A 22,559-nucleotide genomic window follows, 5' to 3' on the forward strand; every position below is an offset into this window, starting at 1 on the left:
AGTCCGCGCTCAGTCCTGCGCCGTCAACGGCCAGTAGAAATCTGGCGGAATGCCAGCTTCGGCGCGCTTTTCTTCGTTGAACGGGGGCTTGAGGTCACCGTGGAAGTAGTGCCGTACAAGGGCGTGAAACCGTTCCTTCGGGTCCTCGTCAAAACGCCCACACAGAAAATGGAACCACTTGCTGCCATAGGCGACGTGGGCGACCTCTTCTGCATAGATGGTTTCCAGCGCCGCCACGACGCCGCTGTCTTTTGCGCGCTTGAATACCTCGATCATGCCAGGTGTCACATCCAGCCCGCGCGCTTCAAGCACCATGGGTACCACGGCCAGCCGACCCATCAGATCGTCAACGGTGTCTTCGGCGGCCCGCCACATACCTGCGTGGGCAGGCAGCGCGCCGTAAAAACTGCCAGCTGCCTCAAGACAGTCGCACATCAGGTTGAAATGCTTGGATTCCTCATCAGCCGCCTTGACCCAGTCGTCATAGAATCCCATCGGCAGTTTCGTATCGGTAAAGCGCGCGATGATATCCCAGTGCAGGTCAACCGCGTTCAGCTCGATATGTGCGACGGCATGCAAAAGCGCGATCCTGCCTTCTGGCGTGCCGGGTCTGCGGCGTGGCACATCCCGTGGGCTGAGCAACTCGGGCGCGTCCGGCCGGGCCGGATGCAGGGGCGGGCTGGCAGTGCCGATCTGAGGCGTTTCGCCTGCTTTGCGCGCAGCCTGCCAACGGGCAGCAAAGCCACGTGACAGTGCCGTCTTTTCGCGACCATCGGCGCAGCGCAAGACCGCGTCGGCCATCTCAGCGAGCGGTTTCACGCGGCGCGAACCGCATCCAGCACCTCTTCGACGTGGCCCGGCACTTTCACCTTGCGCCAGATCTGCGCGATATTGCCTTCATCATCGATCAGATACGTTGCGCGTTCGATGCCCATGCTCTTTTTGCCGTACATGTTCTTTTCAACCCAGACACCATAGGCCTCGCAGACGGTTCCGTCTTCGTCCGTCAACAGCGGCACGGTCAGGTCATGTTTGGCCGTGAATTTGTCGTGCTTGGCCATTGTGTCGCGGGAGATACCAAAGACCTTTGCACCGGCGTCTGCGAAAGCATCCAGATGTTCGGAAAATCCGATCGCTTCCTTGGTGCAACCCGGTGTGTCATCGCGCGGATAGAAATATAGCACCACCTTGTGACCCTTCAGATCCGACAGGGTCACGTCACCTCCTCCGGTCACGGGCATTGTAAAATCGGGGGCGGGTTGAGAAATCTCTGGCATGGATCACATCCTATTTGGTTGGAGGGGCGGGTCAGGCCTGACATACTAGCGCTGAGCCGACAAAGTCAAAGCGACCGAAGGTCTTCCGAGGCAGAATGAGCGACGCCGCACCAGAACCACAGAGCAAGCCAAAGCGCAGTTTCGCGCGGCGGTTGGCCGTTTTGGGCATCGGCGTGCTCATGGTGGCCCTTCTTGTGGTTGCGGGGCTTGGATTTTATGTCACGACCCGGCCCATCAAGGCCCCCGATTGGGTGCAATCCCGGATCGAAGCGCGCATTGCAGAGGAACTGCCGCTGGCCCGGGTGACCTTTGGCGAGATGGTATTTGTCATGGACGAAGGCTGGGTGCCTCGGGTGCGCCTGCGCGATGTCGCTGTGTCGACCACAGACAGTGTCGAGATCGTGAGCTTCTCTGAGATCAAGGCGAGCTTTGCGTTGCGCCCGTTGCTGGAAGGGGTGGTTCAACCACGTGAGATCGCGCTTTCGGGCATCTTTGCGACGCTCAATCGCGGCGCGGATGGCAGTGTATCGTTGACGGCGTCATCCGGCACCGCTGCCCCTGCGCGACAGGCGGCAACCTTGCCTCAGCTCATTGGTCAGGTTGACGAAATTTTGGAAACCCCGTCGTTGCGAGGCCTTTCCAACGTGGATATCCGCGCGCTGACGCTCCGCTACGAGGACAGCAGGGCGGATCGCTTTTGGATCGTGGATGGCGGGCGGATGCGGCTGACCCGTGACGAGGATAACCTGGCGCTGTCCGCTGATCTCGCCGTGCTGAGCGGCGGCGCAGGGGCGGCGACCCTCGCGGCAAATTATTCCAGCGTCATCGGGGATACGGCGGCCACCTTTGGTGTCAGTTTCGACGGTGTTCCCGCGCAGGACATCGCGGCACAGGGGCCTGCGTTTGCCTGGTTAGGGGTTTTGCAGGCTCCCATCTCTGGCTCGGTCCGTTCCAGTCTTGAGCCATCCGGCACTTTTGGCCCCCTCTATGCCACGCTGCAGATTGATGCCGGTGCCGTGCAGCCCAATCCGCAGACGCAACCGATCCCCTTTGAGGGCGCGCGCAGTTACTTCAGCTATGATCCCGCCGAGGGGCTGTTGCGCTTTGACGAATTGTCGGTGCAAAGCAAATGGGTCAGCGGTCAGGCCAGCGGCACGGCGATGTTAACCGAATTGGGCCATGGCGCCGGGTTTGGTGAACTGGTCGGTCAGTTCAGTCTGCGCGAGATGACGGCCAACCCGCGCGACCTTTACCCTGAACCCATCGCATTGGCTGAGGCTGATGTCGACTTTCAGCTTAAACTCGATCCTTTCCGGGTCAAATTGGGGCGGCTGCAAATCACCGACGAGGGAAAGACCCTGCATATCGATGGGAATCTGGAAGCGGACAGCGATGGATGGCACGTGGCAGTGGATGGCCGGATGGATGCAATCACGCCGGATCGCCTGCTGGCGCTCTGGCCAGACAGGCTGATCCCGAAAACCCGAAGCTGGCTTGTAGAGAATCTCAAACAAGGCAAGGTCGAGAACATTGATCTGGCCTTGCGCCTGCAACCGGAGGAGCGGCCCCACACCTACGTGGCCTTTGATTACCGCGAGGCCGAGGTCAAATTCATGAAAAATATGCCGCCCATCACCGGGGGGCAGGGGCATTTCAGCCTGATCGACAACCGACTTGTCATCACAGTGGATGAGGGGGGGGTCACCGCACCTCAGGGCGGGCGGATAGATGCGCGCGGGTCATCTTTTATCCTGCCGGATGTCGCGGTCAGGGATGGCGTCCCGGCGGTGATCCGGCTGGAGACACGGTCGACGGTCACGGCAGTTTTGTCGCTGATCGACGTCGCCCCGCTAAGTGTCATGGAAAAAGCGAAGTTGCCGGTCACACTGGTCGATGGTCGAGCAGATCTAAGCGGGACAGTTTCGCTGCCGTTGCGTCGGGGGACCGAACCAAAAGATATCACCTATTATTTTGACGGCACGCTGCGGGGGCTGACAAACACGACACTGGTCAAGGATCGAACGTTGACATCGGATCGGTTGCGGATCGAAGTCGATCCCGAAAACCTGATCCTGACCGGCAAGGGCGCACTGGATGGTGTGGCGTTCGACGGCACCTTTGCCCAGCCTATCGGACAGGCGGCTGCGCAAAGCACGCTGCGGGGCGAGGTCCGCCTGAACCAGCGGGCGCTTGATACATTTGATATCGCCCTTCCGGATGGCATGATTTCAGGCGAAGGCAGCGCGCGTCTGGCGCTAGATCTGGCGCGCGGTGCGCCACCGAAATTCGCCCTTGGGTCAGATCTGCGCGGCATCCGGGTGCGTGTGCCTGAGGTGTCCTGGAACAAACCCGCCGGGGCGAGCGGACGATTGCAGGTATCCGGTACGCTGGGAGACACGCCGCAGATCGACACACTGGAAGTATCCGGTCAGGGGCTATCGGCCAAGGGCAGTGTCGCGTTGAGACCCGGTGGCGGGCTGGACCGCATCCGGTTTGATCAGGTGCAGGTTGGCAACTGGCTGGATGTGCCGCTTGATCTTGTGGGGCAGGGCACCGGCAAGGCCGTCAAGGTCAACCTGCGCGGTGGACGTCTGGACCTGCGCCGCGCGAATTTCGGTGCGTCACAATCCAGCGGGCCCCCCGGTCCGCCGATGGATGTCGCATTGGATCGGTTGCAGATCACCGACACGATTGCGCTGACCGGCATGCGTGGACGTTTTGCGACGGCAGGCGGCCTGGACGGCAGTTTTGAGGCGCGCCTCAATGGTGGCACCCAAGTGCGGGGCAGCGTCGTGCCGCAGAACGGGCGCAGCGCGGTGCGGATCACATCTGCCGATGCGGGCGGTGTGCTGCGCTCAGCAGGATTGCTGCAGCAGGTGGTCGGGGGTGATTTGTCGCTGACGCTGTTGCCAGTAGGCTCAGGGGGGGCATTTGATGGTCGCGTGACGGCCAAGGCCGTGCGGATCAAGGACGCACCGGGAATCGCTGCTTTGCTGAATGCGATCTCCGTAATCGGTTTGATCAATGAGCTGAATGGAGACGGCATTTATTTCGAAGACGTCGAGGGCGATTTTCGCCTGACGTCGGACCGCATTACCCTGACCAAGGGCAGTGCGGTCGGGGCGTCGATGGGGCTGTCGATGGATGGTGTCTATGGCCTGCAATCGGGGAACATGAGCATGCAGGGTGTGATTTCCCCGGTCTATCTGCTGAATGGTATCGGCGCGATCCTGACACGCCCGGGCGAGGGTTTGATTGGTTTCAACTACAGCCTGACCGGACCGGCCAAGCAACCTGCCGTGTCGGTCAACCCGCTGTCGGCCCTGACGCCCGGGATGTTCCGCGACCTGTTCCGCGCGCCGCCGCCCAAGGTGCCCGAGGTTGAGGGCATCGCGGGCACGACCCTGCCGACACCGGAGCCGCAGCAAGATAAACCGGTTGTGCGGGAATACATAGGGCGTTAGGGCGCGGCCCATGAAACTCTCCGATTTTGATTTTGACCTGCCTGAGCACCTTATCGCCACGCGTCCCGCCGTGCCGCGTTCTGCTGCGCGGATGCTGGTGGCACAAGGCGCTTCGTTGCACGATGGTCGGGTAGCGGATCTGGTGGATTGGCTGAACCCCGGCGATCGTCTGGTTCTGAACGATACCAAGGTGATCCCGGCGCGCCTGACGGGTGTTCGGCACCGCGACAGCGCGCAAGGGCATGTGCAGGCGAAGATCGAGATCACGTTGCTTGAGCCGCGCGGCGATGGCACCTGGGCCGCGCTCATCAAACCTCTGCGCAAGCTGAGACTAGGGGAACAGGTTGTCTTTTCCGAGGATTTAAACGCGACGCTTGAAGGGACGGCAGAGGGTCAGGGCCATCTGCGGTTCAACTGTGCTGGTGATGATTTTGATGCAGCGCTTAACGCTGCGGGGGCCATGCCACTGCCACCTTATATCGCGTCCAAACGGCCTGCAGATGCGCAGGATGCGACGGATTATCAAACGGTATTTGCCCGCAATGCGGGCGCGGTCGCTGCCCCGACAGCCTCGCTGCACTTTGATGATGCTCTTTTGCAGGCACTGTCAGAAAAGGGCGTGGCCTTTACCCACGTGACATTGCATGTGGGGGCGGGCACCTTTTTGCCAGTGAAGGTGGACGATATCGCGGATCACAAGATGCACGCCGAATGGGGCAAGGTCAGCGCGCAGGCTGCGTCAGAGATTGCCGAGACCAAGGCCGCAGGCGGGCGGATCATCCCTGTTGGCACCACGGCGCTGCGGCTGATCGAAACGGCGGCACGGAGTGGCATGATCACGGCATGGGAAGGCGACACCGATATTTTCATCACGCCCGGATTTTCCTTCAATGTCGCCGATGGGCTGATGACCAATTTTCACCTGCCCAAGTCGACGTTGATGATGCTGGTCTCGGCGTTGATGGGGGTGCAGGGCATTCGCGACATCTATTCCCACGCAATTGAACAGAAATATCGGTTCTTTTCCTATGGGGACGCATCCCTTTTGCTGCCCCAAGCCTGAAAGCGGCACGATTTTGTCGCGCGTTGCGCTGACGCAGCTAAACGAAACCTTCAGGGGTGAGTGAGGCCCCATTCGGAGACGATCGATGATTCAGGTACTTTCCAGCGCTTGGGCCCTGTTGCTGGGCATGGGGTTGCTGATGGTGGGCAACGGGATGCAGGGCACGTTGCTGGGCATCCGGGGTGCGATCGAGGATTTCTCGACCTTCGAGATGTCGATTGTCATGTCAGCGTACTTTGTGGGTTTCCTGGGTGGATCCCGCATGGCGCCGGGCATGATCCGGCGCGTGGGGCACGTCCGCGTCTTCGCAGCATTGGCATCGCTGATCTCGGCGGTGATGATCCTGTATCCGACGTTTCCGAATGTGGTGATCTGGTCGCTGGGCCGGGTGCTGATCGGATTCTGTTTTTCTGCAGTCTATGTGACCGCTGAAAGCTGGTTGAACAATGCGGCGGACAATTCCAATCGCGGTCAGGCGCTGTCGCTTTATATGATCGTGCAGACACTGGGCATCGTGCTGGCACAGGCGCTGCTTCTGACGGCGGACCCTTCGGGGTTTATCCTTTTTGTCATTCCGTCCGTCTTGGTCAGCATCGCGGTCACACCGATCCTGCTGTCAATCAGCCCGACACCTGCGTTTGATGCCACAAAACCCATGAGCCTGCGCGAATTGGTGCGGTTTTCGCCGCTTGGGTCTGTCGGCATGTTTTTGTTGGGCGGTGTCTTTGCCGCGCAATTTGGCATGGCGGCGGTTTATGGTGCCGAAGCGGGACTGAGTGTTGCGCAAATCTCACTCTATGTGGCGATGTTCTTTGTCGGGGCTGTGATCCTGCAATATCCCATTGGCTGGATTTCGGACCGTATGGACCGACGCACGCTGATCGTCTTTGTATCGGCAATAGGCGGCGCCGGGTCCGTGCTGGGCATGGTGCTGGGACAGAACTATATCCTGCTGCTGGTGTCTGCCTTCGTGATGGGGGGAATGTCGAACCCGCTTTATTCACTGCTGATTGCCCATACCAACGATTTTCTCGAGCATGAGGATATGGCCGCCGCTTCGGGCGGGATGGTGTTTATCAATGGCTTAGGCGCCATTCTGGGGCCCATCATCACCGGCTGGCTGATGGGGACTGCGCTGGGCCCGCCGGGCTTTTACCTCTTCACGACGATCCTTTTCGCGGCCCTTGCCGCCTATGCGGCTTGGCGGTCAACCCGTCGTCCTTCCGTGCCAGTGGAGGAGACCGGCAATTACGTGCCGATCTACCCTTCGGCGACCTCTACAGCCGTTGAATACGCTCAGGAATATGCCATTGAGGCCGAACTTGAGGACGAGCAATCACAATGAGAGCGCTAACTGTATCATACGGATACAAATCGTGAGTAGGCATTGGCGCCAAACCCGTCATAACGTTGAATTATTGCGTGCAAGCACATGAAAAAGGAACGCAGCATGGCAGGCCCCGAAGAGATACTGAATTTCTGGCTGGATGAGATCGGACCAAAGGGATGGTATGACTCCTCCGACGACCTGGATCAGCAGATCCGCGACACATTCCAGTCCACCTGGGAGGCGGCATGTGACGGCACTTTTTCTCTCTGGTTGACCTATCCGACCGGGGCGCTGGCCTACATCGTCCTGATGGATCAATTCCCGCGCAATATGTTCCGGGGGACCGGCAAGGCTTTCGCCTCGGACAGGGCTGCCCTGGCAGCGGCAAAGCAGGCCATCGAACGCGGCTGGGACATGAAGATAGATGAACCCGCGCGCCAGTTCTTCTATATGCCGCTGATGCATTCAGAGAACTTGTGTGATCAGGACCGCTGCGTGAGGCTGATGTGCGAGCGGATGCCCGAAAGCCGCGAGAACAACCTTCTGCATGCTCGGGCACATCGCGAAGTTATCCGTCAGTTCGGGCGTTTTCCCTATCGCAACGATGCGCTTGCACGCGAAACGACCGCGCTTGAAAAGGCTTATGTCGAAGGGGGCGGGTATGGGCTGACCGTGCGCAGCCTTCAGGCGGCGACGCAAGCTGCATAGCAGGGTTGCGAAAAAACCCCTCGCCCTTCCGAACGGGTCCACTATAGTTTAACGGTAAACCAATTACCGTGACTGTAGGGGGCACTTCATGGCTGCTAAATCCTTTGATCTGATTGTCATCGGGGCGGGGCCGGGCGGCTATGTCGCCGCTATCCGGGGTGCCCAGTTGGGCATGAATGTCGCGATCGTGGAGCGGGAGCATCTGGGCGGCATTTGTCTGAACTGGGGCTGTATCCCGACCAAGGCGCTTTTGCGGTCTTCCGAAGTGTTCCACCTGATGCATCGCGCCAAGGAATTCGGTCTTAAAGCTGACAACATCGGCTATGATCTGGACGCCGTGGTGAAACGGTCGCGCAAGGTCGCGGGGCAGTTGTCGGGCGGCATCGGCCATTTGATGAAGAAGAATAAGATCACCGTTGTCATGGGCGAGGCGACGATCCCCGCCAAGGGCAAGGTCACGGTCAAGACGGACAAGGGCACCGAAGACCTGACCGCCAAGAACATCGTGCTGGCCACGGGTGCCCGTGCGCGCGAGTTGCCGGGGCTTGAGGCAGATGGCAAGCGTGTCTGGACCTACAAACACGCGTTGCAGCCGCCGCATGAGCCCAAGAAGCTGCTGGTGATCGGGTCGGGGGCCATTGGCATCGAATTTGCCAGCTTTTACAACACGCTGGGGGCCGACACGACGGTGGTCGAGGTCATGGACCGTGTGCTCCCGGTCGAGGACGAAGAGATTTCCGCCTTTGCCAAGAAAGCCTTTGAAAAGCAGGGCATGAAGATCATGCAAAAGGCCATGGTCAAACAGTTGGATCGCGGCAAGGACAAGGTGACAGCGCATATCGAGGTCGGCGGCAAAGTCGAAAAACAGGATTTTGATACGGTTATTTCGGCCGTCGGCATTGTCGGGAACGTCGAGAACCTTGGTCTGGAGGAACTGGGCGTGAAGGTTGATCGCACCCATGTGGTCACCGATGAATTCTGTCGGACCGGTGTTGATGGGCTTTATGCCATTGGCGATATCGCGGGCGCGCCCTGGCTGGCCCACAAAGCATCGCACGAGGGTGTGATGGTCGCCGATCTGATTGGAGGCAAACACGCGCACCCGGTGAAACCCGAAAGTATCGCGGGATGTACCTATTGCCATCCGCAAGTGGCATCGGTCGGCTATTCCGAAGCCAAGGCCAAGGAACTGGGGTACGAGATCAAGGTCGGGCGTTTCCCTTTTATCGGGAACGGCAAAGCCATCGCTCTTGGAGAAGAGAGCGGCATGATCAAGACCATTTTTGATGCCAAAACCGGTGAATTGCTGGGCGCGCATATGGTCGGCGCGGAAGTGACTGAGCTGATTCAGGGATATGTGGTTGGGCGCCAGTTGGAGACCACCGAAGAAGACCTGATGAACACCGTTTTCCCGCATCCCACATTGAGCGAGATGATGCATGAGGCCGTGCTGGATGCCTACGGGCGCGTGATCCACATGTAGCTTGGTGAACTGGACGGGCTGGACGGGTATGCGGCACTCTGCCATAAGTTGCATATGGTCAGCATCAATCGCGTTGTCATGCAGCCCGCCAGCCGCCGGATCATTAAGGCTTTGGGGCCGAAAGATCTGGAGGTTGCAGAGGTTTCAGGCCATTGGGGCCGGGAGTTCGATTTCAAAAGCTATGACATCTTTCGCTATCCCCGCTGGGACATCTGCGAAGGGCCATACCGCGACAAGGTGACCGGCGAGATGCGGACCTTTGACCTTGTTCTGGCAAACCAGGTCTGGGAGCATCTTGACCGCCCCTATGCGGCCACGCGGCATGTTTACCAGATGCTGCGCACCGGCGGTCACTTCTGGTTGGCCGTACCGTTTTTCGTCCCCTTCCATGCTGCACCTCAGGACAATTCCCGCTGGTCGGCGCGCGGGTTGAAAAATCTGCTGATCGAAGGCGGCTTTCCGGAAGAAACGATCCATTCGGAGCAGTGGGGCAACCGCCATGTTGCGCTGCGCAACATGGAAAAGGAGTGGCCCCCGGAATACGACGAAAAGACGGATAGCATTAAAAACGATCCGATGATGCCGATCTGCGCTTGGGCTTTGGCGCAGAAGGTTTAGGGTGCAGGCGAGATCTGCAAGAAAGCCAATCCCTTGTCTGAAAAAACACCCTTTGCGCTGATTTTCGCCCTGTGGGGTGCCGGGCTGGGCGCTGCGGCGCAATACGGCAAGGTAAGCGTGATTTTTGATCTGTTGCCGCAGGTCTATCCCGATGCGGGGGCCGCCATTGGGTTCATCGTGTCGCTGGTGGGTTTCGTGGGCATCCTCTTTGGTGTCGCGGCGGGGCTTCTGGTGGCCCGTATCCGGTACCGGCGCGCCCTGCTGGGTGCGCTCTGGATCGGGGCGGGTGTATCCGCGTTTCAGGCGGTGTTGCCTGCCTTGCCCCTGATGCTGGCGGCCCGCATGCTTGAAGGGGTATCCCACCTTGCCATTGTGGTTGCGGCCCCGACGCTGATCGCTCAGATCAGCGCGCCACGTGACCGGGGGCTGACACTGACATTATGGGGCACCTTCTTTGGCGTGGCCTTTGCGGTGTTGGCCTGGGCGGGCAGGCCGCTGGCGCTGTCTTTGGGAGTGCCAGCTCTTTTTATGGCGCATGCCGCCTATATGGCTGTCTTCGCACTTTACCTGTCCGCGCGCCTGCGGGCGCTGCCAGAGGAGGGGGCGCAGCAGCCGTTTTCCTGGAGGCAAGTCCTGCGGGATCACGGTACAATCTACCGTTCCCCTCGCATTTCCGCGGCTGCGGCAGGCTGGCTCTTCTACACGTTCAGCTTCGTGTCTATCCTGACCGTACTACCGCCCTTTATTGATCCCGAACAACGCGGTCTGATCATGGGCGCAATGCCGCTGATGAGCATTGCCAGTTCGATGACCCTGGGCGTTTGGATGTTGCGCCATGTCAGCGCCGTGCGGGTGGTCGAGAGTGGCTTTGCCTTGTCGTTTCTCTGCGTCATTTGGCTTTGGTCCAGCCCGGGGGCACCGCTGGCCTGTCTGGCGCTTGCGGCAAGTATGGGGCTGATCCAGGGGGCGAGCTTTGCCGCGGTGCCACAGCTGAACGAGACCCCATCGACGCAGGCACAGGCCAATGGCGCGCTTGCTCAGATGGGTAACATCGGCAACACCATTGGCACGCCGATCATGGCGGCCGCGCTGGTGGGTATGGGATACACCGCGCTGCCGCTCTTGGCGGGTATCGCGTTTCTAAGCGGGCTGATTGTGCACCTATGGTTGGGACGATTGCGTCGCCCTCAGGCATAGTTCACTTTTTGTTCTCATTTTTTCATTGGAGAATCCTGCGCCACCACCTATGTACAAAGCGTTAACAGGGGCATGTGATGGCAGAGCTGAAAAATATCGAGGTCCGGGGCGCGCGAGAGCACAATCTGAAGAACATTGATGTAGACATCCCGCGCGACCAACTTGTTGTGATCACAGGGCTTTCCGGGTCAGGCAAATCCAGCCTCGCGTTCGACACGATTTATGCAGAGGGGCAACGGCGCTACGTCGAATCGTTGTCGGCCTATGCGCGCCAATTCCTTGACATGATGCAAAAGCCGGATGTGGATCACATCAGCGGATTATCCCCGGCCATTTCGATTGAACAGAAGACGACGTCCAAGAACCCCCGGTCGACCGTCGGAACGGTGACGGAAATCTACGACTACATGCGTCTGCTGTTTGCGCGTGTGGGGACACCCTACAGCCCCGCGACAGGCAAACCGATCGAGGCGCAGCAAGTGCAGGACATGGTCGACCGGATCATGACGATGGGGGAGGGTACGCGCGCCTATCTGCTTGCCCCGATTATCCGTGACCGGAAAGGCGAATACCGCAAGGAATTTCTGGAGCTCAGAAAACAGGGGTTTCAGAGGGTCAAGGTTGATGGTGCGTTCTACGAACTGGATGAACCGCCCACTCTCGACAAGAAATTTCGGCATGACATTGACGTAGTGGTTGACCGGATCGTCATCCGCGAAGGGCTGGAAACCCGGCTGGCCGACAGTCTGCGCACGGCACTTGATCTGGCAGACGGGATCGCGATCCTTGAGACCGCGCCCGCTGAGGGCGAACCGGAGCGTACGACATTTTCCGAAAAATTTGCCTGCCCTGTCAGTGGCTTCACCATTTCCGAGATCGAGCCACGATTGTTTTCCTTCAACGCTCCGTTCGGTGCGTGTCCGTCCTGCGATGGATTGGGCGTGGAGTTGTTTTTTGACGAACGCCTCGTGGTGCCGGATCAGAACCTCAAGGTTTACGATGGTGCGCTGGCACCATGGCGCAAGGGCAAATCGCCCTATTTCCGGCAAACGATTGAGGCGATTGCGAAGCACTACCAGTTCAACCAGAACACCAAATGGAAAGACCTTCCCGAGACAGTACAGCAGGTTTTCCTGTATGGGTCCGGCAAGGAAGAGATCAAGTTTCGCTACGATGAAGGCGGGCGCGTCTATGAAGTGACCCGCGTTTTCGAAGGCGTCATCCCCAATATGGAACGCCGGTATCGCGAGACCGACAGCAATTGGATCCGCGAAGAATTCGAACGCTATCAGAACAATCGTCCCTGCGGCACTTGCGACGGATTTAGATTGAGGCCCGAAGCGCTGGCAGTGAAGATCGGCAGCGGCAAGGATCTGCTGCACGTTGGCCAGGTTGTGCAGATGTCAATTCGTGAGGCCTATGACTGGTGCAAGGAGGTGCCTCAGCATCTGTCAGACCAAAACAATGAGATTGCGCGCGCCATTCTGAAGGAGATCAGAGAGCGTTTGGGATTCTTGAATAATGTGGGTTTAGAATATCTTACGCTCTCACGCGCAAGTGGCACGTTAAGTGGCGGCGAAAGCCAGCGCATTCGATTGGCCTCGCAAATCGGGTCGGGCCTGACGGGGGTGCTGTACGTGCTCGACGAACCCTCTATCGGGCTGCATCAGCGCGACAATGATCGTTTGTTGCAAACGCTGAAGAACCTGCGCGATCAGGGGAACACCGTGATCGTGGTTGAGCACGACGAGGAAGCCATCCGCGAGGCGGACTATGTGTTCGACATTGGTCCCGGCGCCGGTGTGCATGGTGGTCAGGTTGTCAGCCATGGCACGCCGGATCAGGTGGCGGCGGATGCCGCGTCGATCACGGGGCAATTCCTTGTCGGCAAACGGGAAATACCGATACCGTCAACCCGGCGGAAGGGGAAAAAGAAGGCCGTGAAAGTGGTCAAGGCCACTGGTAACAACCTGCAAGAGGTCACGGTGGAGTTTCCGCTGGGCAAATTTGTCTGCGTTACCGGTGTGTCTGGCGGGGGTAAATCCACGCTGACGATTGAAACCTTGTTCAAGACGGCATCGATGAACCTGAACGGCGCGCGGCAAACACCTGCGCCTTGTGAAACCATCAAGGGGCTGGAACATCTCGACAAGGTCATCGACATTGACCAACGACCGATTGGCCGAACGCCGCGTTCTAATCCAGCGACTTACACCGGGGCCTTCACCCCGATCCGTGACTGGTTCGCTGGCCTGCCAGAGGCCAAGGCGCGCGGCTACAAGCCCGGGCGCTTCAGTTTCAACGTCAAGGGTGGGCGCTGCGAGGCGTGTCAGGGTGACGGGGTCATCAAGATCGAGATGCACTTTTTGCCGGACGTCTATGTTGAATGCGAAACCTGCAAGGGCGCGCGATATAACCGCGAAACGCTTGAGATCAAGTTCAAGGGCAAGAGCATCGCCGACGTCCTTGGCATGACAGTTGAGGACGCGCAGGCCTTCTTTGCAGCCGTGCCGTCCATTCGTGAAAAGATGGACGCGTTGATGCGGGTGGGTCTTGGCTATATCAAGGTCGGTCAGCAGGCGACGACCCTTTCGGGCGGCGAGGCGCAGCGGGTAAAGCTGTCAAAAGAGTTGAGCAAGCGGTCGACGGGTCGCACGCTCTATATTCTGGATGAGCCGACAACAGGTCTACACTTTGAGGATGTTCGCAAGCTGTTGGAAGTGTTGCATGAATTGGTCGATCAGGGCAATTCTGTAATTGTGATCGAACATAACCTCGACGTTGTCAAAACGGCTGACCATATCATCGATATCGGTCCCGAAGGCGGCGATGGTGGCGGCAAGGTGGTCGCGACGGGCACGCCCGAGCAAGTTGCGGAAGTAGACGCAAGCTACACCGGGAGATATCTCAAGCCTATGCTGGAAAAGCGTACGAAAGTGGCGGCGGAATAGGGTTCTGCCGCCACAAGGTCGCAGCCCTTAGAGAATGGCGCGGGCGATCCTGATCAGTTGCAATGTCTCGTACTGGCTGTCGCTAAGCCGCACGATCTGACCATTCAGAACCGCATAGTTTTCACCAGGTGTCAGTGGTGGCAGACGGTAGAACCGCTGCAGTTCGGTCTGATTGAGCGCGGCTGTAGGGGCGATTGTCGTTAAGGGATCAACCTGCGTGACCTGAGCCAGTTCGTTGACAAGCAGGAGAGAGGTATAATCGTTCTCATCCAGCAGAACCGGCATTCCGTCGATCACAGCGTAACGCTGACCGCGTGGGGCCGTGGGCAGGCCGAAAAGCTCCGCGATCTGATCGGACTGCAGTAACAGCCCATCCCGCGTTGGACGTACATCAGTGTTCAGCAAGCCGGATCGCCGATCAAGCCATAGCCGATCCCAATCCTGCTGCCCGTAGCCGGCCCATTCATCGTAGGTGACACCCTTTTTTGCCAGTCCCGGGGGGACGCAAGGCGGGTCCTTTTTCGCCAGTCCGGGCGGGCAATTGCGGTATGTGATGATTTCGCTGTCGGACACCTCGCCGATCGACACACCCGGCGCCAGAGCAAGCAGGCTAGCAGTGCCCAGAAGCCCACGGATGTCGCGGTCGGCGGGCGCTTCGCTACGTAGCATGCGATCAACTCTCACGGCGCGGTCCTGCGCCGACGCGTTGGCCTGATTGGTCGTTTGTTTTTTGGCCTGGCCGGGGGCCACTTTGGCCTTTTCCTTTTTCTGCGCCTTGTTGCCGGTGTTTTTGGCCTTGTTGCTGGCTTTTTGAGGTTTCTTCTTTTGCCCGGCGGCCTTGGCTTTCCCGTTGCCCTTTGCCTTGTCGTTCTTTGCCTGCCAGACCAACGCGGATATCTGCGGGTCGGCGAAGGTAATCGACGCATCGCGCATGTTTGGCACACTACCCAGCGCCGGTGGTGACACAGCTGCATGCGCAGAGGTGCCGATAAGCACTCCACAGGTGGTGAAAATAGCGATGGCCTTGTTCATGGTACTTGTCCTGAATAGTGGCGATACCAATGAAACCCTTGAGAGTGGCGTGAGGTTCCAATCGCAGGGACGCGGGTTTTGGCCTAAGGGGCCGACAGGCACAGATCGCGCAGCCGCGCAAATTCGCTGGCTGACAGGTGATCAAAGTTGCCGCTCAGGCTGGCCAGCTCCTGCGCGCGTGGCTCACCCAGAACGGGATCTGCAAAGAGGTGAAACTTTGCTTCGATGTCATTTGCCGAAAGGGGCATATCGACATCCCCCCGGGGGGTGCGCGGCGCCGCGCTGACGCGGCGGCCGTCCTGCAGGAGGAGTGACACCTCGGCCCAGCGTTTGCCGTCAGAGATGGATGTCAGATGAGGATCGTCAATGAGCGTTGTCGCTGAACTGATGCGCTGAATGTCGGGGTCGCGCAGCGTGTCCTCGTGCAATTCAGCAACCCCGACCTGTCCCCTGACGATAAGTGCAGCGACAGGAAAGGCGATGGAGTAGGCGAATTCGTCAGGCGTGGCGGGGCTGTGCCCTGCAAGCCGGGTGGCGTTGTGGAAGGTCTTGATCTCGACTGCGGCGACATCCGTGTGGTGCAAGGCATGTTCCCGCATCAGATCTGCTGCTGCGTCCATGCTGGGATGGGCCCAGCGGCAACAGGGATATGGCTTGTAATGGGTGTCTTCGACCAGCCGCCAGTTGGTGCCCAAATCGGCCCAGAAGGATGGCGCGTCTTCGCACGTCAGGGCAGGGGCGCCGGTGAAGCCTTCGCAGGCGAGATAGGCGGCCGTCACACCGGAAGGCGCGCCCCAACCCACGCCATCGCGCACCATGGTCGGGTGGTCGATGCAGCGCATCATCTGGCTGCGCGGCCCGTGGTATTCGCCGATGCCAGCGGCATGTCTGATCTGCTCCGGCGTGGCACCCAGGCCGCGCGCACAGGCCGTTGCCACGCCCACGGCTGTCCATGCGCCCGACGTGTGATAGTCAGCGCAAGTGGCGTGCTGGGCCAGCCCGGCGCGGTAGCTGACCTCGTAGGCGATGGCCAGCAGGGTCGCAAATTCCGCTCCGTTTACGGGTTCCGGCATCGCATCGGTCAATGCAAGCAGGGCCGGGAACACAGCCGATCCGGCGTGACCCTTGCAAGGTGATGTGCCGTCATGTGCATCGACGGCATCGACGGTAAAGGCCCCGGCCATGGCCGCCCCCGCTGGGCTGACGCGGGCGCCGTGCATCAAAATCCGGGATCCGCCCGCCCCACCGACCCCAAACAGCGCCAGCGCCCCGCGCCGGGCGATGTCGGCCATCTGGGTGGTGGAGGCCACAGCGGCCACGCCCATCGTGTCGGTGAATGACCGCCTGAGCACGCGCAGGACATCCTCGGGCAGGTCACCGGAGGTCAGAGTATGGGCAAAGTCATGAAAAGCCGGCGCCATGGCGGTGTACCTTTGGTTTTCCCGCAGCTTAGGCGATTATCTTGTGTCCGATAGCCCTTTTGCGACCTTAGGTGTCGCGGCTTCGCGCCTCAAACCGGGGCAGCATGGCGGAAAAGTCCTTGCCCAGCCCGTCCTCGTTTTCGACGAACTGCTTGTAGAGTGCCAGCGCCAGCGCGCCCATGGGTGTGTCGGCGTCGGCACCTTCTGCCGCTTGTTGGCTGAGCCCAAGGTCTTTGACCATCAGTTCTGAGGCGAAACCGGGGGTGTAGTCGTTGTCGGCCGGGGACTGCGGGCCGACCCCGGGGGCCGGGCAGTAGGCATTCATGCTCCAGGAATAACCGGACGAGGTGCTGACCACATCGAACATCTTTTGCCGGTCCAGACCCAGTTTGTCGGCCATGGCAAAGGCTTCGCAGGTGGCAATCATTGTGACGCCGAGGATCATGTTGTTGCAGATTTTGGCGGCCTGACCTGCGCCGGCGTCACCGCAATGCACCGCCTTCTGCCCCATGATGTCAAACAGCGGCGCGGCTTTTTCAAAGGCACTGTCACTGCCGCCCGCCATGAAGGTCAACGTACCCGCCGCGGCCCCGCCGATCCCGCCTGAGACAGGCGCATCAACGAACAGTACGCCCGCAGCGTCTGCCTGTGATGCGGTGTCGCGCGCGCTTTCCACATCGACGGTCGAGCAATCGATCAGCAGGCTGCCTGCGGTCATGCGGGGCAGGGCGCTGTCCGCCACATCGCGCAGGATCGCCCCGTTGGGCAGCATGGTTATGACAACCTCTGCACCGTCGACGGCCGTTGCGATATCTGAGGCAACTGTGACACCCTGTGCTGTCGTGCTGGCCACGTCATAGCCTGATACGTCGTGGCCTGCCGCCGCAAGGTTCGCAGCCATGGGGGCCCCCATGTTGCCCAATCCGATAAAACCGATCTTCATGCTGTTCCCTCCAGTTTCAGTGCGTGCTCTCCCAGTGGCTGCAGCATCTGCGCCACCTTTTCCTGAGGCACCTTCATGTCCGCGTATTGCCACCTTGGCTGGCGATCTTTATCGATGATTGCCGCCCGGATACCTTCAAGAAAATCGCCGTGTTCCATGGCGCGGAAGGTAAAGCGGTACTCAAGATCCAGTGCGCGGGTCATGTCCGGAGCTCCGCCACGCAGGCGCTGCATCATCTCGATGGTGCAGGCCATCGACAGGGGGCACATGCGACCCATCTTTTTCAGCGTATCGGCAGCGAATGCGTCGTGTTCCGATTCCAGCGCCGTCAGGACCTCGCCAAGCGTACGACCCGCAAAGCAGCGATCCACCGCCGCTTGCCGTGCGGACAATTGGCCGCCCTCCGGCGTTTCCAGATAAGGGTTCAGCACATCTACATCACCGCTTTTTTCCAGCTCTTGGGTCGCCTCTGGCCACTTTAGCTCTGGTATGTAGAGGTCTGCAAAACCGGCATAAATGGCATCTTGCGCATTCATGCGGGTGCCAGTGCACCCCATATAGGCACCAAGCGATCCGGCCGCTTGGGCAAGCATGTAAGACCCACCAACATCCGGCACCAACCCGATGCCGCATTCCGGCATGGCAATCTGGCTGCTTTCGCCCACAATCCGGTGAGAGCCATGGCAGCCAATGCCCACGCCGCCGCCCATGGTAAATCCCTGCAAGAACGAGACGACGGATTTTGGGTAGGTGAAAATCTTGTGGTTCAGGCGATACTCATCCGCCCAAAACTTTTGCCCATAGGCGTAGTCGCCGTTTGTACCGGTCTCATACAGTTCGGCAATATCCCCGCCAGAGCAAAACGCCCGATCACCTTCGGCATCCAGAATGATCAACGCCACAGCATCGTCGTTGGCCCAGGCATCAAACGCGGCATCAATGGCCAGGCACATCTCGTAGGTCATGGCATTGAGCGCTTTCGGGCGTGTCAGCGTAATGCGACCGGCGCGGCCGGTCTTGCGGATGCTGATGTCGCTCATTTGTTCTTGATCATATCGCGTGAAATGATCACGCGCATGATCTCGTTGGTGCCTTCAAGAATTTGGTGGACGCGCAGGTCGCGTACCAGTTTTTCGATCCCGTAGTCTGCGAGATAGCCGTAGCCGCCGTGCAGTTGCAGGCATTGATCCACGATGCGGCTTCCGGCCTCGGTCCCGAACTTCTTGGCCATGGCGCAAAACCGCGTGGCATCTGGCGCGCCTTGATCCAGTTTCCAGGCGGCTTGCCGAAGCAGCACGCGGGCTGCCTGAAGGTCGGTTTCCATATCTGCAAGACGAAACTGAAGCCCCTGAAAATCTTCGATCTTTTTGCCAAAGGCGCTTCGGTCGCCCATGTATCCGATCGTGGTCTTCATCGCCGCTTGTGCCGCGCCTATCGAACACGCCGTAATGTTCAACCGACCGCCATCAAGTCCCGCCATCGCGTATTTGAAGCCTTTGCCTTCTTCCCCCACCAGATTGGCAGAGGGCACAACGCAATTGTCGAACTGCACCTGTGCTGTGGGTTGGCTGCGCCAGCCCATCTTGTCTTCCAGGGCGCCAAAGGACAGCCCGTCCGATCCATCTTCAACCAACACACAGGAAACACCGCCAGGTCCTTCATCGCCGGTGCGCACCATGGTGACATAGGCATCTGAATAACCGCCGCCCGAGATGAAAGCCTTGGAGCCCGTCAGCAGATATCCGTCGTTGGTTCGCTCCGCCTTGGTTTTCAGCGCCGCCGCATCAGAACCAGATCCTGGTTCTGTCAGACAGTAGCTCAGGAATGTCTCCATGCTGCAGACACCCGGCAGCACCCTGTCTTTCAGCGCGTCATCGCCAAAACTGTCAATCATCCGCGCGCACATATTGTGAATGGACAAGAACGCGGCGACTGAAGGGCAGGCCATGGACAGGGCCTCGAAAATCAGCGTTGCATCCAATCGGGACAAGCCCGAGCCACCGGCCTGTTCTGAGACATAAATGCCTCCAAAACCCAGTGCGCCGACCTCTGGCCAGAATGATTTCGGGATGGTGCCCTCTGTTTCCCATTGGCGGGCATGAGGGGCGATATGTTCCTGACCGAACCCATAGGCCATATCAAAGATGGCGGTCTGTTCTTCACTCAGTGCGAAATCCATGGGGCAGTCCTTTGGCCTGAATTATTTGAACGCACGTTAAATTCCAATCTTTGCAAGAGTTTTGCAAGCCTCAAAGATCGGCGTGAAATTCGTCGATCAGGTGGCGCACGACCGCTTCTTGTCCACCTTCCTTGAAGACCGCCCGCTGGCGTGTGGCGCTGGTGCCATGCGCCACCGTGTCACGCAGACGGGTGATATCATCAAGCACGCCAAGCGCTTCGGCGTCTTCGGCCAGCAACATGATCAGTTCATTGAGCAGATCATCGAAGGGTCGGATCTTTTTCTCACCGAAGTCGATCAGCCCCTCGGTCACCCCGTAGCGTTGCGCCCGCCAGCGATTTTCGGAAATCAGGAACCGGTCATATTCCCGCCAGCGCAGATTGCGGTCGCGCAGGCGCATCAGCATCCGGGTGATGGCTTGCAAGAGCCCTGCCAGCGCAAGGGCATCCTCCATCCGTGGCTGGACGTCGAAGATACGGGTTTCAAGGGTCGGGTAGTGGTCGGAGGGGCGTAGATCCCACCAGATCTTGGTCGTGTCTTCGATGACGCCCAGATCAATGAGCGTCCCGGTGGTGCGTTCATATTCGCCCCAGCTGGCAAAGATGGGCGGCAAACCGGTGCGCGGCATATTGTCAAAGACCGACAGCCGGTATGAGGCAAGCCCGGTGTCATCGCCCTGCCAGAAGGGCGAGGACGTGGACAGTGCCAGCAGGTGGGGCAGGAAATAGGCGAGTTGTGGCATCAGGTCGATGCGCAGGTTCTGTTCTTCGATCCCGACGTGAACATGCATTCCGCAGATCAGCATCCTGCGCGCGACGCCTTCAAGCTCTTTCTCGAGGGTGGCGTAGCGGTCTTTTTCGGTGAAGGTCTGGTGTTTCCAATCCGAAAACGGATGGCAGGACACAGCAATGGGGGCAAGGTTGTGGTCGGCGGCATGTTTGCTGATCGTGCTGCGAAGGCGTTTGAGGTCTGCGCGCGCCTCTTGCACCGTTTCGCACACGCAGGTGCCGACCTCGATCTGGCATTTGAGAAACTCGGGACTGACCTGATCCTGCAGCTCACCCTGACAGGCCGCCATCAAACCGTCGGGCATCGGTGCCAGCGCAAGGCTGTCACGGTCAACCATCAGGTATTCTTCTTCGATGCCGATGGTAAATTTGTCTTGCATGACACGTCCCTCCCCGCAGAACCGGCTGAAAAGCGCGGCCCTGATCAGGAAGGTAGCGCAAGGTGGGCGTATCGCCCACCCTGCGTTTCAGAATGGCCGAAAGCCTATTCCATGACGGGGATCGAGAATTCGCCACCTTCCTTGATGCCCGAAGGCCAGCGCGCGGTCACGGTTTTGGTCCGGGTGTAGAATTTGAAGGCATCCGGCCCGTGTTGGTTCAGGTCGCCAAAGACCGATTTTTTCCAGCCGCCAAAGGTATGGTACGCAAGCGGAACAGGGATGGGCACGTTGATACCGACCATGCCGATATTGATACGGTTGGCAAAGTCACGTGCCGCGTCTCCGTCGCGCGTAAAGATCGCGGTGCCATTGCCGTATTCGTGGTCCATGGCAAGGCCAATTGCCTCTTCGTAGGTCTGTGCACGTACGCAGGTCAGGACAGGGCCGAAGATTTCGTGCTTGTAGATGTCCATGTCCTTGGTGGCTTTGTCGAAGAGATGCGGGCCGACGAAATAACCCTCCTCGTAGCCCTGCAGGCTGAAGTCGCGGCCATCGACCACCAGATCGGCACCCTGATCGATGCCGGTTTGCACCAGACGTTCGATATTGGCCTTTGCCGCTGCGGTGACAACAGGGCCGTAGTCCACGTCGTTGCCAGCGGTGTAGGGGCCGACCTTGAGCTTTTCGATGCGCGGCACCAGTTTTTCGATCAGCCGATCTGCGGTTTCGTCGCCCACAGGAACCGCGACGGAAATTGCCATGCAGCGTTCGCCCGCGGCCCCGTAGCCAGCCCCGACCAGCGCATCTGCCGCCTGATCCATATCCGCATCAGGCATAACGATCATGTGGTTCTTGGCCCCGCCGAAACACTGCACGCGCTTACCCTGCGCGCATCCGGTGGCGTAAATGTATTCGGCAATCGGGGTCGAGCCGACAAACCCGATGGACTGGATCACGTCGTGATGAAGAATCGCATCGACCGCTTCCTTATCGCCGTTGACGACCTGAAGAATGCCCTTTGGCAACCCTGCTTCTTCCATCAGTTCGGCCAGCATCAGTGGCACAGAGGGATCACGCTCAGACGGTTTGAGGATAAAGGCATTGCCGCAGGCAATCGCAGGCGCAAACATCCACATCGGGATCATCGCGGGAAAGTTGAAAGGGGTTATTCCAGCCGTTACCCCAAGGGCCTGGCGCATGGAATACATATCAATGCCAGGGCCTGCTGAATCGGTGTATTCACCTTTCAGAAGCTGCGGCGCACCGATGCAGTATTCAACCACTTCCAAGCCGCGCTGCACGTCGCCTGCGGCATCGGGCAAGGTCTTGCCATGCTCACGGCTGAGGGCTTCGGCAAGTTTGTCCATGTCCCGGTTGAGAAGATCGACGAATTTCATCATGACCCGTGCGCGGCGCTGCGGATTGGTGGCAGCCCAGGCGGGCTGGGCCGCAGTGGCGTAGGCGACGGCCTGATCCATCTCGTCGCCATTGGCCAGCGGGACCTTTGCCTGCACTTCGCCGGTGGCCGGGTTCATGACATCAGCAAAGCGCCCGGATGTGCCTTTGACGTGGGCGCCATTGATATAATGGGTGAGTTCTTGCATGGATCGTCTCCCTTTGAGTTTGGATGCAGGATAGGCTTGCAAAAACGTGGGGAAAAGGGGCAGTTTGGCAAAGTAGTTTTGCAAAATTGCAAAGCATGCGCGGTGTATCGACGGTGCGCTG

General features: G+C 59.3%; 17 protein-coding genes. 8 read left to right on the top strand and 9 right to left on the bottom strand.

Annotated features, from left to right (window positions below):
- Positions 1-9 precede the first annotated feature (9 nt).
- Both H9Q16_RS03390 and H9Q16_RS03395 read right to left on the bottom strand, forming a co-directional pair.
- Positions 10-801, bottom strand: a complete 792-nt coding sequence (locus tag H9Q16_RS03390; RefSeq protein ID WP_216859344.1) for a ferritin-like domain-containing protein — start codon at positions 799-801, stop codon at positions 10-12.
- Positions 802-815: 14 nt separating this feature from the next.
- On the bottom strand, positions 816-1,277 hold the full coding sequence (locus tag H9Q16_RS03395; protein WP_191073951.1) for a peroxiredoxin: 462 nt from the start codon (positions 1,275-1,277) through the stop codon (positions 816-818).
- 95 nt (positions 1,278-1,372) lie between these two features.
- Between H9Q16_RS03395 and H9Q16_RS03400 the strand changes: the two genes are divergently transcribed.
- From H9Q16_RS03400 to uvrA, 8 genes are all read left to right on the top strand, one after another.
- Positions 1,373-4,741 carry a YhdP family protein gene (locus H9Q16_RS03400; protein ID WP_191073952.1) on the top strand — a complete coding sequence of 1,123 codons (3,369 nt, stop codon included), beginning with the start codon at positions 1,373-1,375 and terminating at the stop codon, positions 4,739-4,741.
- A 10-nt stretch (positions 4,742-4,751) separates the two neighbouring features.
- Positions 4,752-5,804, top strand: a complete 1,053-nt coding sequence (gene queA / locus H9Q16_RS03405; protein ID WP_191073953.1) for a tRNA preQ1(34) S-adenosylmethionine ribosyltransferase-isomerase QueA — start codon at positions 4,752-4,754, stop codon at positions 5,802-5,804.
- 85 nt (positions 5,805-5,889) lie between these two features.
- Positions 5,890-7,149: an MFS transporter gene (locus tag H9Q16_RS03410; RefSeq protein ID WP_191073954.1), complete on the top strand. Its 1,260-nt coding sequence runs from the start codon at positions 5,890-5,892 to the stop codon at positions 7,147-7,149.
- Between the two features lie 105 nt (positions 7,150-7,254).
- A complete protein-coding gene (locus H9Q16_RS03415; protein ID WP_191075144.1) occupies positions 7,255-7,842 on the top strand; it encodes a DUF924 family protein in 588 nt (195 codons plus the stop codon).
- 88 nt (positions 7,843-7,930) lie between these two features.
- Positions 7,931-9,325: a dihydrolipoyl dehydrogenase gene (gene lpdA, locus H9Q16_RS03420; protein WP_191073955.1), complete on the top strand. Its 1,395-nt coding sequence runs from the start codon at positions 7,931-7,933 to the stop codon at positions 9,323-9,325.
- Positions 9,326-9,379: 54 nt separating this feature from the next.
- Complete coding sequence (locus tag H9Q16_RS03425; RefSeq protein WP_191073956.1) at positions 9,380-9,943, top strand: methyltransferase domain-containing protein; 564 nt, start codon at positions 9,380-9,382, stop codon at positions 9,941-9,943.
- A 33-nt stretch (positions 9,944-9,976) separates the two neighbouring features.
- Complete coding sequence (locus tag H9Q16_RS03430) at positions 9,977-11,140, top strand: MFS transporter (RefSeq protein WP_191073957.1); 1,164 nt, start codon at positions 9,977-9,979, stop codon at positions 11,138-11,140.
- Positions 11,141-11,217: 77 nt separating this feature from the next.
- On the top strand, positions 11,218-14,091 hold the full coding sequence (gene uvrA, locus H9Q16_RS03435; protein ID WP_191073958.1) for an excinuclease ABC subunit UvrA: 2,874 nt from the start codon (positions 11,218-11,220) through the stop codon (positions 14,089-14,091).
- A 27-nt stretch (positions 14,092-14,118) separates the two neighbouring features.
- Here uvrA and H9Q16_RS03440 read toward each other — a convergent pair whose 3' ends face one another.
- The 7 genes from H9Q16_RS03440 to H9Q16_RS03470 form a co-directional block, all read right to left on the bottom strand.
- Entirely contained in the window at positions 14,119-15,123 is a 1,005-nt protein-coding gene (locus tag H9Q16_RS03440; RefSeq protein WP_191073959.1) for a transketolase, read from the bottom strand.
- A gap of 83 nt (positions 15,124-15,206) precedes the next feature.
- Entirely contained in the window at positions 15,207-16,544 is a 1,338-nt protein-coding gene (locus H9Q16_RS03445) for an MmgE/PrpD family protein (protein ID WP_191073960.1), read from the bottom strand.
- A 67-nt stretch (positions 16,545-16,611) separates the two neighbouring features.
- On the bottom strand, positions 16,612-17,487 hold the full coding sequence (gene mmsB / locus H9Q16_RS03450) for a 3-hydroxyisobutyrate dehydrogenase (protein ID WP_191073961.1): 876 nt from the start codon (positions 17,485-17,487) through the stop codon (positions 16,612-16,614).
- Positions 17,484-18,527, bottom strand: a complete 1,044-nt coding sequence (locus H9Q16_RS03455) for an enoyl-CoA hydratase/isomerase family protein (protein ID WP_191073962.1) — start codon at positions 18,525-18,527, stop codon at positions 17,484-17,486. Before H9Q16_RS03455 ends, mmsB begins: the two co-directional genes overlap by 4 nt.
- On the bottom strand, positions 18,524-19,666 hold the full coding sequence (locus H9Q16_RS03460) for an acyl-CoA dehydrogenase family protein (RefSeq protein ID WP_191073963.1): 1,143 nt from the start codon (positions 19,664-19,666) through the stop codon (positions 18,524-18,526). Before H9Q16_RS03460 ends, H9Q16_RS03455 begins: the two co-directional genes overlap by 4 nt.
- Positions 19,667-19,736: 70 nt before the next feature.
- The gene (locus H9Q16_RS03465; RefSeq protein WP_191073964.1) at positions 19,737-20,834 is read right to left on the bottom strand and encodes a carboxylate-amine ligase; all 1,098 of its coding nucleotides are present in this window, start codon (positions 20,832-20,834) and stop codon (positions 19,737-19,739) included.
- 104 nt (positions 20,835-20,938) lie between these two features.
- Positions 20,939-22,438, bottom strand: a complete 1,500-nt coding sequence (locus H9Q16_RS03470; protein WP_191073965.1) for a CoA-acylating methylmalonate-semialdehyde dehydrogenase — start codon at positions 22,436-22,438, stop codon at positions 20,939-20,941.
- Between the last annotated feature and the right edge of the window lie 121 nt (positions 22,439-22,559).

It is taken from the genome of Sulfitobacter aestuariivivens, assembly GCF_014763045.1.
Classification (GTDB): domain Bacteria; phylum Pseudomonadota; class Alphaproteobacteria; order Rhodobacterales; family Rhodobacteraceae; genus Sulfitobacter; species Sulfitobacter aestuariivivens.